At 44.4% G+C, this 14,670-nt stretch carries 14 protein-coding genes; 8 read left to right on the forward strand and 6 right to left on the reverse strand.

The annotated features are described in order from the left end of the window. The first annotated feature begins 105 nt into the window (after positions 1–105). Positions 106–1,107 carry an AraC family transcriptional regulator gene (locus OH463_RS12640; protein ID WP_050939322.1) on the forward strand — a complete coding sequence of 334 codons (1,002 nt, stop codon included), beginning with the start codon at positions 106–108 and terminating at the stop codon, positions 1,105–1,107. A gap of 76 nt (positions 1,108–1,183) precedes the next feature. Here OH463_RS12640 and OH463_RS12645 read toward each other — a convergent pair whose 3' ends face one another. Beyond that, the gene (locus OH463_RS12645; protein ID WP_193222994.1) at positions 1,184–1,873 is read right to left on the reverse strand and encodes a hypothetical protein; all 690 of its coding nucleotides are present in this window, start codon (positions 1,871–1,873) and stop codon (positions 1,184–1,186) included. A gap of 12 nt (positions 1,874–1,885) precedes the next feature. Continuing rightward, on the reverse strand, positions 1,886–3,415 hold the full coding sequence (locus OH463_RS12650) for a hypothetical protein (RefSeq protein ID WP_269991381.1): 1,530 nt from the start codon (positions 3,413–3,415) through the stop codon (positions 1,886–1,888). 369 nt (positions 3,416–3,784) lie between these two features. On the opposite strand from OH463_RS12650, the gene OH463_RS12655 reads away from it, so the two are divergent. Both OH463_RS12655 and OH463_RS12660 read left to right on the forward strand, forming a co-directional pair. After that, entirely contained in the window at positions 3,785–4,477 is a 693-nt protein-coding gene (locus OH463_RS12655) for a response regulator transcription factor (RefSeq protein WP_005453547.1), read from the forward strand. A 3-nt stretch (positions 4,478–4,480) separates the two neighbouring features. Next, a complete protein-coding gene (locus tag OH463_RS12660) occupies positions 4,481–5,803 on the forward strand; it encodes an ATP-binding protein (RefSeq protein WP_053052766.1) in 1,323 nt (440 codons plus the stop codon). Here OH463_RS12660 and OH463_RS12665 read toward each other — a convergent pair. Next, positions 5,784–6,440 (reverse strand): pyridoxamine 5'-phosphate oxidase family protein, encoded by a 657-nt coding sequence (locus tag OH463_RS12665; protein ID WP_050904392.1) that lies wholly within the window; start codon positions 6,438–6,440, stop codon positions 5,784–5,786. The two genes, OH463_RS12660 and OH463_RS12665, sit on opposite strands and share 20 nt — an antisense overlap. 100 nt (positions 6,441–6,540) lie before the next feature. On the opposite strand from OH463_RS12665, the gene pdxR reads away from it, so the two are divergent. After that, on the forward strand, positions 6,541–7,974 hold the full coding sequence (gene pdxR, locus OH463_RS12670; RefSeq protein ID WP_269991387.1) for a MocR-like pyridoxine biosynthesis transcription factor PdxR: 1,434 nt from the start codon (positions 6,541–6,543) through the stop codon (positions 7,972–7,974). 5 nt (positions 7,975–7,979) lie between these two features. Here pdxR and yjeH read toward each other — a convergent pair whose 3' ends face one another. After that, positions 7,980–9,248: an L-methionine/branched-chain amino acid transporter gene (gene yjeH / locus OH463_RS12675; RefSeq protein ID WP_053049103.1), complete on the reverse strand. Its 1,269-nt coding sequence runs from the start codon at positions 9,246–9,248 to the stop codon at positions 7,980–7,982. Positions 9,249–9,423: 175 nt separating this feature from the next. Here yjeH and OH463_RS12680 point away from each other — a divergent pair, with 175 nt between their 5' ends. The 4 genes from OH463_RS12680 to OH463_RS12695 all read left to right on the forward strand — a co-directional run bounded on the left by OH463_RS12680 (position 9,424) and on the right by OH463_RS12695 (position 11,880). Continuing rightward, the gene (locus tag OH463_RS12680) at positions 9,424–9,879 is read left to right on the forward strand and encodes an Lrp/AsnC family transcriptional regulator (protein WP_017188717.1); all 456 of its coding nucleotides are present in this window, start codon (positions 9,424–9,426) and stop codon (positions 9,877–9,879) included. Further along, positions 9,876–10,253, forward strand: a complete 378-nt coding sequence (locus OH463_RS12685; protein WP_050904391.1) for a nuclear transport factor 2 family protein — start codon at positions 9,876–9,878, stop codon at positions 10,251–10,253. The genes OH463_RS12680 and OH463_RS12685 overlap by 4 nt, the downstream gene beginning before the upstream one ends. Continuing rightward, complete coding sequence (locus OH463_RS12690; protein WP_269991390.1) at positions 10,243–11,157, forward strand: LysR family transcriptional regulator; 915 nt, start codon at positions 10,243–10,245, stop codon at positions 11,155–11,157. Before OH463_RS12685 ends, OH463_RS12690 begins: the two co-directional genes overlap by 11 nt. A gap of 108 nt (positions 11,158–11,265) precedes the next feature. Continuing rightward, positions 11,266–11,880 carry a LysE family translocator gene (locus OH463_RS12695; protein ID WP_269991391.1) on the forward strand — a complete coding sequence of 205 codons (615 nt, stop codon included), beginning with the start codon at positions 11,266–11,268 and terminating at the stop codon, positions 11,878–11,880. Positions 11,881–12,038: 158 nt separating this feature from the next. On the opposite strand, the gene OH463_RS12700 is transcribed toward OH463_RS12695, so the two are convergent. Both OH463_RS12700 and OH463_RS12705 read right to left on the reverse strand, forming a co-directional pair. Beyond that, the gene (locus OH463_RS12700) at positions 12,039–12,260 is read right to left on the reverse strand and encodes a hypothetical protein (protein WP_005442428.1); all 222 of its coding nucleotides are present in this window, start codon (positions 12,258–12,260) and stop codon (positions 12,039–12,041) included. A 435-nt stretch (positions 12,261–12,695) separates the two neighbouring features. Beyond that, positions 12,696–14,129 carry a glyceraldehyde-3-phosphate dehydrogenase gene (locus tag OH463_RS12705; protein ID WP_005433296.1) on the reverse strand — a complete coding sequence of 478 codons (1,434 nt, stop codon included), beginning with the start codon at positions 14,127–14,129 and terminating at the stop codon, positions 12,696–12,698. Positions 14,130–14,670 lie beyond the last annotated feature (541 nt).

Here is a 14,670-nt window from a genome sequence, read left to right on the forward strand (position 1 = left end):
AACACTCCTCTATCAAACTGTTGGCGTATTGTGATCTGGAATTGAAATAGGTGAGGGTTTGTGACAAATTCAATCACTAGAAGATTAAATTTGATGTGATTGGTTATGAAAACGGTTCGATTTATTCGCGCGATGGGTATTTTAAATATGCATAACCTCGCGTTATCTAAGTATAATTTGAGCTCTGAAGAGCTTGGGATCCCGTCGTCGGTGTTTCATAACCCAATGACATTGGTGCCTTTAAAGGCGGTCGCGGAATGGTATCGACGTGTTGAGCAACTCAGTAATGATCCTGATGTGGTGCTTAATTTGAGTCGTGGCATCGAATTGCAGAAACTCGGTCCTGTCGGTCGATGGTTATTTTCTGGTAACGATTTAGCCAGTACTATTCGACGTGTGAATTACGGAGTGAGTAACCTGCAATCGGGGGCTTTTTTTGCTGGCGAGCAGTCAGGGAAGATCATCAAGTGGACTTACCATAACCCCTTCGTTGAAACCTCAGTGAAAGTACATGACAGCATTCGCTGTGCGATTTTCATGATTAAGATTTTACGTGAATTTCTGGGACAAGATTACAAACCATTGCGCGTGATGATTTCTGGCTCTAGGAAAAACGGTGAGCTCTATAAAGAGTACTTTGGCTGTGAAGTAGAATGGAGCCAACCCAAGACCGAAATATGGATTAACGGCGATGACCGTCTCGCTTCTCGGCAGGTAATTCATCGCGAAGACAACCGTTTAGCAATGAGTTTTTCCGATTTGGATGATTTACTCAATATGCCAGATCCAGAAGATGAGTTGAAAGTGATATATGAAGTGGTGCACTACAGCAGTCATTACGGATTACCAACGCTAGAGCGTGTCTCTGCGTTGTTAGGATTATCTGACCAGCAGTTTCAGCGCCGGCTTCATAAACTAGGTCTCAATTTCTCCACGGTATCGGGTTACGTATTGAGCAATGTTGCTGCGGGTTTGTTGAGTAAGCACGTCAGCATTGAAGATATTGCGACGCGCCTCGGTTACACCAATGTGGCGAGCTTTAATCGTATGTTCAAAAAACATCGTGGTTTAACGCCTAAGCAATATGCGGCTCGATTGGAAAAATAGCCTTTGTAAGAACAAGTGTTGTTAGTAAACAAAAGCCGCTCGTTTTAGCGGCTTTGGTTTTTAGGGTATGAGACGTTTACTGCTCGGGACGCCAGCTCAGTGCACTTGCAACCGCACCTATAGCAACAACATCTTTTTGTTGCTCGCTAAGTTCTGGCAGCATCTGTACTGCGATTGTGCCGTTGGTTTGCACTGCCGCAATTTCTTGTGTGCCTTGTTTAAAGCTGTAACCCAATGGAATGTCTACCGCCATCATGGAATCAGGGCTAGTGTGTACGGTTTCCACATTGAAATGAGTGTCGCCAACGCGAACGGTGCCTGTTTCTTTCTTTTCTAAGCTGATATCAATCAGTGCCGATTTAGGCTCCATCGCAAACTCACCGACTTTTACACCGTCTTGGGTGATTTGGCATGTGTAAGGATCGTTTCCACCGAAATCGACGCCCATATAGTTAACTGACATGCCGCCGCCCGTGCAACTCAATAGCCAAGTTTTACCATTGTCGATACGCGTGACTTCTGCACCCATCGCCCCGTCTTTAAACGATACGCGATTAAACCAGCTCGACTTTGAGGCGCTGCGTGAGTATTTTCCTTTGTACTTACCAGCAAAGTCGAAATAGCCATCAGCACCAAATCCCCAGAAATCGCCATCTGTTTTGACCAACATTTCTGGTTGTGCTTTCACCGCATCGGATCGATCCATTACGGCAAGACCACCACAACCAACAAGGAGCAAAGGGGCGAGCAAAGTAAGTTTCTTCATGTTTTTCATCATTTATCGCTTGGTTACATCTAGGATTTGATCGGTAAATTGAATGTTGTGTATATCGAATAATTCATCGGTACCAGTGCTAGGGCAGGTCACTGATACGTTCTTCGCAGTTAAAAGGGTACAGTCTGCGAATGCGTGCGAAACGATATAAGTGTTAACGCCACCTTCGCCGTAAATACGGTTGTTTTGCCCGTTGCCTTCAAACGTATTATTTTGATCATTCCCGATGACATCCATCGCTTGGTCGCCAATGATCTTCACGTTTATTAACCATTGGGATTTATAGGTATATGCTTCAACTACACCGTTTTCATTTGGTGACATACGGAAGGTAGGAACCGTACCTGGTCGGGTGTTATCTGTGTAGACTTTGACGCCTTCAGAATCGATGTGTGCAGTGTATTGTAAGTGGCTGTGGAAGAGTTCACTAATCCACTCAACGGATTGTGGATCTTGCGTGTGCATCGCTGAACGAGTCAGTGCTTGATAGCCATCTAAGCCATGCCCATTTGCTTTCGCTACGCCCATGTAGGCTTCAAAAGCGGCAGCAAAGTATTCATGAGAATAAGATCTTCCCGTTTGTTTTACACGTTCAGGATCAAAGTCGTCAGACTCCCAATCTTGCCAATCACGCTGAGTCGGTTGCCAGACAGTTTGCTTACCTGCTTGAGCATCGTTGTAGATGTTTAGCGCGTGTGTTTGGATTTCATTTTGCAATGACGAAGTCGACGGGTTAGGTGCAATACCTTGCGCTTGGACCAAGTGTAAAATTTCTTCAAAAGCGGCATCTCGATCGGCGTGTTCTCCGAGATAGGCGCAGTAATCCGAAAAGTTGCTCATGTAATGACAGTCACCTTCGACTGTCAGCTCTCGATACATCAAAGATTGACTGTTTATCAGCCAATTTGGCGTGTCTTGGCTGCTCATTAATGTGGACGTGATGGAATTGATGAGAGCATCCATATCGTCCTCACTCAATACCGTCATGCTAGCAACAAACTTTTCTAAAGAATCGGTATCAAAACTGTATGTTAAACCAGAATCTAATACCGCATCACTCAATTTGTTTTGGCGAATCAGTTCCCCAACAAAAACTTTAGTTAATAGCTCATTGCTTTGATCATCGTCTCTCGTCAGCATCAAAGTGGCATCGTGCTCAGCTAGTGTCTTAGCGATCTCAGATTTGTCGGCACCGAATTTAGACCCCGGTTGGTTTGTGAGTAAGTGCTGGATGATTTTGGCTGCACGAAAAATTTTCTCATTATTTGCTCCATCATCGACCGCAATGATATGAAATGATTGGTCATCGTGAGCTGCTGGAACAGAAACTTTCAAGTAGTGGGTAAACCCCGCATCAGAAGCGACTTTTAACTTCGGTGGAAACTGTGAAGAGACGGCTGCCGGGATAGATACGGTGCTTGTGACTGGATTTGGTTGAGGTGTTGACGTATCCGAACTGAATTCATTGCTACCGAACGAAGATAGGCTGACCACACACAGCATTGCTAAAGGTGTTAATTGAGCGAATTTCATCTTTTTGTACTCACAAACTGAAGGTTCGCCGAGGAATGTAGGGGGATAGGAAATTTCTGTCTATATGCGCAAATATAGTCATAACCACTAAAAATGGTTAGTTGTAAGGTTATTAATTCGATAAAACTAAAATAATAACGGGTTTATATGTGATTATTGGTTTTATTTCCGAATTAAAGTTTTGATATTCATTTATAAAATAGAGGGTTGTTCTGTTTCCTGACTCCTGCAATGATACGACCGATTGTAAATGTATGGTTTGTAAGGCTTTGTAAGCCGTTCTGTGTAGGAAAAGTGTCGGCGGTGTGGGTTGCACCCTACAAAACGAACGATATACTTCTCCTGTTTTATAGATGGAGTGAATAGATCATGGTTGGCAATAAAATCTTGCTCGTAGAGGATGACTCTGAGATTGCTCGATTAACCAAAATGTACCTAGAGGCTGAGGGCTACCTAGTGACTGTGGTCGACAATGGTCTAAATGCACTAGATGCAATCAAAGATTTGAAGCCTGATTTGGTGTTGCTGGATCTGATGCTCCCGGGTAAAAATGGCGCAGAGATATGTCAGGAAGCACGCGAGTTTTTTCACGGGATCATTATTGTTCTGACTGCAACAGACGATGAAATGAGTGAAGTAAGCTTGTTTAAGTTTGGTGCTGATGATTACCTAACCAAGCCCATCAAAGGTAATATTCTCTTAGCACGGATTGAAGCCGCCTTGCGTCGCTATTGCCGTCAGGTCGATACGGTTGAAGAGACAGAATTGAGCCGATACGGTATTGAACTGTGTACGCGTCGCTCTAAAGCGTACTATCTAGAACAAGATATTGACCTGACGGATTCTGAGTTCGAAATCTTGGAACTTTTGATGCTCAATGTCGACAAACCTGTCTCCCGAGAGTCATGCTGCCGCTTAGCGAGAGGTATTGAGTACTGCATTACCGATCGATCAATTGATATGCGAATTTCATCGTTACGTAAAAAATTCGCCAAAGCGCACATCCACACCGCAACGATTAAAACAGTGCGTAATCGCGGTTACATGCTGACGGGCAAATAATCGATGTTCTCTGTGTTTTCCCGTCTCTATGTAGGGCTGGTGACAGGTCTTGCGTTAACGATTGGCTTGTTCCTTTTTATGGGGGGCGAGTATATGCGCAAAACAGAAGTCAGTGTTTTTCTCAACGATGGTGCTTACTTTGTTGATCAATACATTGAACAACGAGGTACGCCGGACTCTCTCTACAAAAAGTTAACGGCAAACGGAAAGCAAGATTTCTTCATCTTTGATTTAACGCTTGTCGACAATTGGGATGGCACACCACCTTGCTTGGACTGCGAGTTACTTTATCGAATGCAAGGTATTCCGGTCTATTTGATTGATGGAAGCATATACGCCGCAGTGTTTCCTTTGCCCAATACTACTCAGAGCTTAGTGTTTAAAGAAAAGAGTGATTTTTTCAGCCCGGATATTGATTGGGATGAAGACTCCGAAATCATCTTTATTTTGACGCTACTGCTCACGGTGATTTGTAGCCTCGGAGTTATGGTATACATCCCTGTACGAAGGTTGGATCGTCAGATTCGACAACTGACTAAGGCACAAGGATTATTTGGCTCAGGTGAGCTGAATACTCGCGTTAAGTTGGAACAATACTCTTCACCGATTAAAGAGCTGGCGAGCGGCTTTAATGGTATGTCTGAAGAAATCGAAAGAAGAGTGCGTCAAACACACATTTTCACTCAAGCCATCCCTCATGAAGTTCGAACGCCACTTAGTCGAATCCAATTAGCCACTGATTTAGCAAGGCGTACTGAGGGTGAGATGCAAGCTGAACTGCATGATGACATCGAGCGTTACGTAGACGTCGTTACGGATCTGACATCCGACATCGTGATGCTTTCTCGACTTAGCCTTAAGAACCATTCGTTACAAGACTCTATCGAAACGATTGAGTTGCCTTTGTGGTGCAAGAGTCGCATGAATTATCGTGGGTTAGAACAAGCAAAGCTGACCGTTGAAAATGATCTCGATTACCAGTCTATCCATCTACAGCCAACGTTAGGGAACTTGGTTCTGGATAACTTACTGCAAAACGCAAAACGTTATGGGGAATTCAGCGTGGAGGTCACGATTCGTTCTGTAGAGCACTTTTGGATTGTTGATATTGAAGACGATGGTCCTGGCATTCCGGAAGAGAAACGTGAAGAAGTGTTTATCCCGTTCTCACGTTTAGATGGGAGCCGTAACGCCGACGTGAAAGGGTTTGGCTTGGGGTTAGCCATTGCAACCAGTGCAGCAAGGCAACTGGGTTGGGAGCTTTCTGTCGGCGAAAGCCATTTAGGTGGGGCGCGCTTTACGGTGCTTATTCCTGCCAACGATTAGGGTAAGCACTACGATAATCTGGTTCTAATATACCTTCATATAAATCGTCACAAGCTTGAAGCGGACCTACCACAGTTCGGTACGGCAAGACTCCCGCCCAAACGGGAAGATCCATGTCTTCTGCATCGTCGTTGACGCCAAAGTTACTGACTTTGACCGATGCTTCCGCCAAGGAGATGCGCAGTAACATGGTCGCTTTGAGCTCTTTTTCGTTACTCAAACGCACTTCTTCGGTTCGACCTGGCGCAATTTGCTCAATAAAATGATTCAGAAGTCTGTCTTTCTCATTATTATCTTCTACGACTTCAAACTGCCCAAAGACGACGGCACTGCGATAATGTGCGCTATGATGAAAAGCACTTCGAGCTAACACCCAACCATCAAATAAAGTAAAGGTTAGGCACGTTTGTACTCCTTGTTTGAGCGAGCGTAATAGCCGGCTGTTGTTCGCGCCATGGATATAGACATAATTGTCGACACGCCAAGCCAACATAGGGATAACCACCGGACCCGTATCATTGGTTATTGCAATATGGGCGATCAAGCTTTCGTCTATTATGGCATGTAGCTTATCGACATCCGTCACCGCCTTATGTGCGCCTTTCTTTATCTCGGTTCTATTGGTGCTGGATAACATTTTTTCTCCTTATTTACTCATATGGGTAAACACTTGCTCCTCAATCTTTGATTGCAATGTAGCGCTTAACTGGTAGCTTAAAGAGAGCCAGTTTTAACTTATGGATGGATCCAGTTTGTCTTTGATTGATATTGGTGACTTGTACTTAAAGCACAGTGATGGGACGCGTCAACAGGCGCTATTTTTCGCAATTCGCGAGAAAATTGTTCAAGGATTGTGGGCAAAAAACGGCAAGTTACCCTCAACACGGAAACTCTCACAAGGGCTTAATATCAGCCGGAATACGGTGATCGCAGCCTATGAGCAGTTGGTGGCGGAAGGTTATTTAATCAGCCAAAAAGGCTCGGGATTTTATGTCGCAGTGGAATTACCAGAGCAGTATCTGCCTGAGCCTAATTCAGAAAAGAAGGGCTTATCACCAAAAAGTAACTTTGATATCAACCGTGCATTTGCACCGGGTGTGCCTGATTTGGGCGCATTTCCGATGGCTCAATGGCAAAAGTTACTCGCACGCCATATGTCTCGCACGTGCTTGTTGGGCAATCAAGATATTCAAGGAAGCTGGGCATTGCGTTGCGCTTTGGCTAACTACCTTGCATCAAGCCGCTCTGTGAGCTGTTCCCCTGAGCGGATAATTATTACCTCCGGGGCTCAGCAAGCGTTGTCGATTGCCACTATGGTTACTCTTAAGCCGGGTAGCAAAGTCTTGATGGAACAACCGGGCTACGCGCAAATGCGTAAGTTGATTCAATTCCAGCAATATCAATTTGAGCCACTCTATATTCGAGAGCAATTGGGTTTCGATGTGGAAGCGGTAACGGCCAGCAATGCAGATGCTTTATATGTCACGCCAAGTAACCAATATCCGATGGGCACAACGCTTAATACCGAACAAAGAGGAAAGATCATTAACTGGGCGGTGCAACAGTCACGTTGGATTATCGAAGATGATTACGACAGTGAGTTTCAGTTTGCTCATCGCCCATATACCAGCTTGCAAGGGCTTGCAGCCCAAATGGGACGTGATGATCGCGTTCTTTATGTAGGCTCTTTTAGTAAAGTCATGTTTAACGGGTTGCGGCTTGGGTATCTTGTTGTACCGGATGCTTTAGTTGAAGAATGCTTAGTGATTAAAGATGCGCTAAGCGGGGATTCTCCCTCTCATACTCAAGAGGCTTTGGCTGATTTCATCACTGAAGGAGGGTTACTCCGCCATATTCGTAAAATGCGTCGACTGTACAAAACCAAACATGAGCAATTGTGTATGGCGATAGAAAAACACTTTGGTGATAAAGTTAAGGTGATCAGTCAAGCTGCCGGTCTTCATATTACGTTGAAGTGGCAACAAGGTATTGATGAGAACGAATGGACACAGCAAGCGAAGATTCGAGGTATCGTGCTGCGCCCGATGAGTTTTTATGAGCACCCAGAGTATACAGTGCGAGATTGGCAAGGAGTGGTTCTTGGTTATGGCAATGTCGCGCTTGGTGAGATTGATGCTCTGGTTGAACAGATTTCTGAGCTGTTTGAATAAGAGTATCAGTCTTGCTCAATCACCCGTTTAGGGTTCTTTTTTCTCCATTGCTTCCACGGTAAAGACAGCACGGCAAAAATAGTGATGGCGTAAAGCATAGACCAACCCAAACAAATGAACACTGCGGTGCACAATACCAAAGAAATTCCCGCGAGCGTCTTTCCCCAGCCTTGCAACAACTTATAAGCGGCAAGCATAGCGAGCAGGTAGACCAGAACAAAAATGCCATTCGCGAGCTTAAGGAAGAACTCCAAATCCAGTCCCGATAGCGAACCAATAACACAAGAAGCAAGCAAAATTGCACCAACGACTAGCGTTGCATTGGCAGGAACGCCCCGAACGGACACTCTCGCGATAGCACTGGTTGGCTTGTGTTCTCTTGCTTGCGCCCACACCATTCGAGCCAGACTTTGAGTGTAGAGGTTTACACTAGCGAAACATGCTGAGAAACCAATAATACTGATAAGCCATTTCGCATGATCACCAAATAGATGTGCGCTCAACCAAGGAATTGATGCGCTGTCGAACTCAGCATTGCCGTAAGCACCAAACTTCAATATCACGACAGAACATGCCCAATAGGTTGCACCCGCGACAAAGCAGCCAACGATGATCGCGATCGGGAAGTCTCGTTGTGGGTTCTTAAACTCTTCTCCCATGTGTGCAAAGGCTTCTATTCCGACAAAACACCAGAACATGACACCAAGCGCTGCAGCAACTGACCATGTCGAATCCGTCGTTATCTTAGGCATGCTTAAATCAACAGGTCCCACATCGCCTTTCCATAAAAATGCACCGACTAAAGCAAAAATGCTCAATGCGATGACCGTCTGGAGCCGCCCCGATGATTTAGTGCCAAGTAGATTAACGACCACTAACAGAGCCACTGTGAGAATTTGAGCGAAAAGGTGGTTACTAATGGACTCTGGTAACAGTTGTTGTAAAAAGCCGGCGGCAAGTGCGACAGCAGCAGGGACACCAACAGGAATAACACTAACAAATAACCACGCGACGCTGCTCTCTAGTTTGCTATTAAATGCTTTACGAACAAAATACGCCGTGCCGCCAGCACTTGGATAGCGCTTGCCCAACTGAGCGAAAGTCAAAGCGATGGGACAAATAGCAATGAATAAAATAATCCAAGCCCAAAGTGAGAAGTGCCCTGCAATGCCAGCGGCAATCGCTGGAATCATAAATAGACCCGTGCCCATTAAGGTTGTCGATAGCTGACCAATTCCTGATATCAGCGTAATGTCTTTTTTGAGTTGTTCCATAACGACCTCGAACATCTAGGTAATGCAAGCCACAAGCATATCTAAATTCTGCACATCAAAATGATGTTGTCGACCGTCAAAATGACGGTTGTTTTACCGATAAACAGCAAATTGTCGGTTTTCAATAAGTTGTAATTGAGTAGAATGAAAAAATTAAGGAAAGCTTGGTGATGTTATGGACAAATTTGATCATCAGATCATAGATCTATTACGGCAGAATGCCCGTCTCTCTATTACTGAAATCTCAGAGCAAGTTAGCTTGTCACGTTCTGCTGTGACAGCTCGAATCAAAAAGCTTGAAAATGACCAAGTGATCCTTGGCTATCATGCCGATATTGCGACATCCAAAGAGTCGACGATTTGTGCGTATATGGCGCTGAAGTTTGATACATCAGCCTCTAGTCATCACTGTGATAACTACGCGAATGATCTGTACAAAATTGATGGTGTGAAATGGTGCCATGCAATCAGTGGTGAAACCGATATGATGCTGTTTGTCGAAGTTCCGAATATCGCTCGCCTCAACGAGATTCGAGATTATATCCAAAGCTATCCAGAGCTTCGTAACGTGATGACACATACCGTGTTAACGGAGTTTTTCAATACGACAGGGAGCAAGTTCGTAAAATGACCGAGAAAGACATCGTCCTCAACTTCTGGAAAGTAATGGCAAGCAATGACTTCTATGCAGCAGCGGAACTCCTTGCGCCTGATTGTGAAGTAGTTTGGCCACTGACGAAAGAAGTGATTCGTGGCAGAAAGAATTTTGCCCAATTGAACTCTGCTTATCCAGCAGAGGGTGAGTGGACCTTTACTATAGAGCGTATCGTAAGTGACGGTGAGCAAGTGGTCACTGACGTTGTAGTAAGCGATGGCGTTCGCTCCGATCGGGCGATTACTTTTCACACCGTGCGAGATGGGTTGATTTGCAAACAAGTTGAATATTGGCCAGAAGAGTATACCGCCGCAGATTGGCGTGCGAAATGGGTAGAACGTGCTGAATAACATCAATCTGAATCTGCTGCGTTCTTTGCATGTATTGCTTGAAGAGTGCCATGTGAGCAAAACTGCCGAGCGTTTGCATATCACCCAATCGGCGGTAAGCCGTCAGTTAGCACAGTTACGTGAGTTGTGCGGCGATCCCTTATTGGTTCGGCAGGGGAACCAACTGATTCCAACGCCAAGAGCACTACTTCTAAAAGAGAAGTTGGACGACTTATTGGCTGAGTTCGATCATCTTCTCGATGACAAGCCTTTTGAACCCGCAGATTGGAAAGGGGAGCTAGTATTGGCATCGAGTGACTACGTCGCACAATACGTACTCCCTGACATTGCCTCGCACTTGAGTGGCTTTGCTCCTCGGTTGGATATGGCGTATCGATTGTGGCAACCAGACTTTCTATATAAGCTTCATGAGACTGGTATTCATATCGCGTCTTCCATGTATCCAGAGAAGCCTCAAGGTGTGTCTAGTGTGAAGATTGGTGAAGACTCATCAGTCTGTTTGATGAAAGCCTCTCATCCTTTAGCAAAGCAAGATAGCATCAGCGTTGAAGATTTAATTTCTTACTCTCATATCAAAGTAACAGGCGGTGGAGATAAAGATTCTTACACCGATTTAGCGTTAAGAGAGCTAGGGCATACACGTCATGTCACGTTCAAAGTGCCTTTCTTCTCTGCTGCTATCAATCGCCTAGTTTCTAGTGAACATCTGATGGTGGTTCCAGAGCATATTGCGGTCAATCTCGCAAAGCATTGGGACTTAGCCCATAAAGCACTACCTCTCGAAACGCCTATTCATCAGTATTGGTTAATGTGGCATCCAAAATACGATACGGATCCTGCACATAAATGGGTGCGCGAAGAGATTCGTTCGGTCATGCAGATTTCAGAGTATTCCATTCGATAATAAATGCATTGTTGTCTTATGATTTTAAATCATGGCTAGTATGAAAAACTTTGATTTCTAATTATACCTATTCCATTGATAGATTAGCGTCAAAGAGGGGAGATTCTTATGACACTAACAGTTTGGCTATCACTTTTTACCGTGTGTTTACTAGGGGCGATGTCGCCAGGACCGAGTTTAGCGATTGTTGCTAAGCACTCGTTGGCTGGTGGTCGTGTGAATGGTTTGGCTACCGCATGGGCACACGCGTTTGGTATCGGTATTTATGCTTTCATTACCTTGATCGGTTTGGTCGTGGTACTTCAACAAAGCCCATTGTTATTTAAGACTATTAGCTTAACTGGTGCAGCTTACTTGGCGTATCTTGGTTTCAATGCATTGCGTTCAAAGGGGGGCGTAGCGGCGAAGTTAGAATCCGGTGAAGAGACGACGGTTTTGCAATCGGCGCGAGAGGGTTTTCTGATTTCGATTCTAAGTCCGAAAATTGCACTGTTCTTTATTGCACTGTTCAGTCAATTTGTTGCGTTAGGTAATGACCTAAGTAACCAAATGATTATTGTCGCGACCCCATTTGTTGTTGATGGTTTGTGGTATACGTTCATCACATTGGTATTGTCTAACTCACGAGTTGTTGACCGTATTCGCTCAAAGGCAGTATTGATTGACCGACTGTCTGGCATCGTTTTAATGTTGCTGGCAGTGCGTGTGGTTGTGACGATTTAACCAAGTAGAATGCACTGCTCATGAAGTTAAAAGGCTACCGTAATGGTAGCCTTTTTCGTCGATGACCAATAAAAAAACATCCTAACTCTTAACGAGATAGGATGTCAGCAAAGAAGGTTGCTCAGGAACATAGGGGGAGTGTGGAACCTTCAGAAGCGTTAGCGACGAACTTCTTCAAACTCGCCTTCAATTGCGTCGGACTTACCCGTATTGAATTCATACTCTTCATGCATTTCTTGTTGCATTTGCTTCACACGCTTTTCAATACGTTTACCAGTAATCAGGGCTGCGATGGTCAATGGAATCGCCATGATTAGGCTAAATACCAAAGTAAAAAAGCCAGTAATCAGTGCCAATGCAGTAACGATAATTCGATTCATAATCATGACCTCTCTTTCAATCTATGGGTTCATACTACGATTTTGAATATGAACGAAACATGAACATACCCAAATAACCTCAAAATTCTAGTTTCAGCAAGACAACTTGCCCTAGGGAGCGTGTTACTAACGCCATTTCTTTGATAAATCCCTCGGCAATAGCGAACTATTACGCAAGCGATTTATCTTTGAACTAGCGCTAGTAACAACGCTCTGAATTCTGAATATTGAGGTCATTTGGGTATCTAACGTTCAATTTCGCATCGATTTGTCTGAGGAATGTCAAAGTGTCTTAAAACGAAAAAACGCCTGAGGGTCATCAGGCGTATAAGCGGGGAAGTATATTAGTAATGCGCAAGGCGCTTATTATTTAAAACAAATGCTGGGGTATTGCTCGATACACATTGTGGTTAACGTTGTGGAGCAAGGTTCACCTTATCGAGGGAATGTTTGGTAACGAACACCCATCATTTGTTCCATACAGTGTACAACTTGGCAGCTGTAACCAAATTCGTTGTCGTACCAGATGTACAGTACACAGCGCTTGTCTTGAGCGATGGTTGCTTGACCGTCGACCACACCTGCGTGGCGAGAGCCAACTAGATCGCTTGATACGATTTCTGTCGAATCTGTGTAATCGATTTGCGCAGAAAGCTCAGAGTTTAATGCCATTTCACGTAGGTATTCGTTCAGCGAATCACGGTCTACATCTTCACCCAAGTTAAGGTTTGCAACAGCCATTGATACGTTCGGAGTCGGTACACGAATTGCGTTGCCTGTAAGCTTACCTGCAAGTTCTGGAAGTGCTTTTGCTACCGCTTTCGCTGCGCCTGTTGACGTAAGAACCATGTTCAATGAAGCACTACGACCACGGCGATCGCCTGAGTGGAAGTTGTCGATTAGGTTTTGATCGTTGGTGTAAGAGTGAACGGTCTCAATGTGTCCAGAAAGCACACCGTACTTGTCGTTCAGGGCTTTAAGAACCGGAGTGATAGCGTTAGTCGTACAGCTCGCTGCGGAGATGATAGTGTCATCTTCTTGAATCACAGATTCATTCACACCAAATACGACGTTCTTGATGTCGCCTTTACCTGGTGCAGTAAGCAGTACTTTTTCTGCACCGTTACATGCTACGTGTTGGCTTAGACCTTCGGCATCACGCCAAACACCTGTGTTATCAACAACAAGTGCGTTGTTGATACCATAAACCGAGTAGTCCACATCACTTGGGCTGTTAGCGTAAATGATTTGAATGTAGTTACCGTTCACGATCAGCGCTTTACGCTCTTCATCAATCACGATACTACCGTTGAATTGTCCATGAACAGAGTCACGACGTAGCAAGCTAGCACGTTTTTCTAGATCGCCTTTCTTTCCGCCACGCACAACAATTGCACGCAGACGAAGCGGGTAACCCGGACCACTCTTTTCAATCAGCAGGCGAGTCAATAGGCGACCGATACGACCGAAGCCATAAAGAACCACGTCACGAGCTGCTAGAGAAGAGTCGGCATCACGAGCACCTTGAAGTGCTGTGTGTAAAAAGTCGCTAAGTGCGGCAGTATCTTCGTGATCTTTCCAGTACATACCAGCAAGCTGACCAACATCAACACGACAAGACGAGATGCTCATTTCGCACAGCGCTTGGATGATTGGCATGGTTTGTTCAAGAGAAAGAGGGCTTCCGGTGTAACGTCTTGCAATACGGTGAGTTTTGAGAATGTCGATGGTTGTTGCGTTGATAAGTGTTTTACCAAACAGAACCACTTCGATTCCTTTTTGACGATATAACTTACCAATAAGAGGGGAAATAGATTCAGCAATCGTTTGGCTAGTTTGCCAGTCTTGGAGATATTTCTCTGGACTCATTGTTGTTTTGGACCTTTCACGTTTTGGGGGCTGACCTTACTTTCTGCTGTTACCTCAACGGTAGAGCGTGAAGTGAGGGTGTTTTGTAATTGGGTTGTAATAATTATGTGTGCGGATTGTACGGGTGGAGGTCTTATTCTGCTAGGAAAAATAAATCCAGTTAAAAGTGTGGGGTATGATTCATTTTTTGGCTTATTAATGTGACTAAAGCGGTGTTTTATAGGGATTGACTTTTCCTATCTATAAAACTTATTTCGCGACAATAAAGGTTCATCTCAAAGTGAGTATATGTAACAAGGTGAACTTCCTTTTAAATAATGTGATATGGATAATCTTTAACACTTAAATGGTAAACGTTTTTCGCCATTTTAGGCGGTATCTTTAAGTTCGCCCATGGTATGAGTTGGTTTAACTAAATCTGTTTAAAAATGATGCAGCAAAATTTTGCAAGCAATCACATTTTTCCTTCTTATGACCTCAATGTATAGAAGGGTAATGAGTGTTGTTTTTAGCCGTTTGGGCAGTTCAGACCGATTAAGTT

The organism is Vibrio sp. NFR (genome assembly GCF_027587095.1).
In the GTDB taxonomy this organism is placed as follows: Bacteria; Pseudomonadota; Gammaproteobacteria; order Enterobacterales; family Vibrionaceae; genus Vibrio; species Vibrio harveyi.

Bases quoted from the DNA above. Each gene is read 5' to 3' on its own strand.
- OH463_RS12640 (WP_050939322.1), top strand. From the start codon at position 106: ATGAAAACGGTTCGATTTATTCGCGCGATGGGTATTTTAAATATGCAT.
- OH463_RS12645 (WP_193222994.1), bottom strand. From the start codon at position 1,873: ATGAAGAAACTTACTTTGCTCGCCCCTTTGCTCCTTGTTGGTTGTGGT.
- OH463_RS12650 (WP_269991381.1), bottom strand. From the start codon at position 3,415: ATGAAATTCGCTCAATTAACACCTTTAGCAATGCTGTGTGTGGTCAGC.
- OH463_RS12655 (WP_005453547.1), top strand. From the start codon at position 3,785: ATGGTTGGCAATAAAATCTTGCTCGTAGAGGATGACTCTGAGATTGCT.
- OH463_RS12660 (WP_053052766.1), top strand. From the start codon at position 4,481: ATGTTCTCTGTGTTTTCCCGTCTCTATGTAGGGCTGGTGACAGGTCTT.
- OH463_RS12665 (WP_050904392.1), bottom strand. From the start codon at position 6,440: ATGTTATCCAGCACCAATAGAACCGAGATAAAGAAAGGCGCACATAAG.
- pdxR (WP_269991387.1), top strand. From the start codon at position 6,541: ATGGATGGATCCAGTTTGTCTTTGATTGATATTGGTGACTTGTACTTA.
- yjeH (WP_053049103.1), bottom strand. From the start codon at position 9,248: ATGGAACAACTCAAAAAAGACATTACGCTGATATCAGGAATTGGTCAG.
- OH463_RS12680 (WP_017188717.1), top strand. From the start codon at position 9,424: ATGGACAAATTTGATCATCAGATCATAGATCTATTACGGCAGAATGCC.
- OH463_RS12685 (WP_050904391.1), top strand. From the start codon at position 9,876: ATGACCGAGAAAGACATCGTCCTCAACTTCTGGAAAGTAATGGCAAGC.
- OH463_RS12695 (WP_269991391.1), top strand. From the start codon at position 11,266: ATGACACTAACAGTTTGGCTATCACTTTTTACCGTGTGTTTACTAGGG.
- OH463_RS12700 (WP_005442428.1), bottom strand. From the start codon at position 12,260: ATGAATCGAATTATCGTTACTGCATTGGCACTGATTACTGGCTTTTTT.
- OH463_RS12705 (WP_005433296.1), bottom strand. From the start codon at position 14,129: ATGAGTCCAGAGAAATATCTCCAAGACTGGCAAACTAGCCAAACGATT.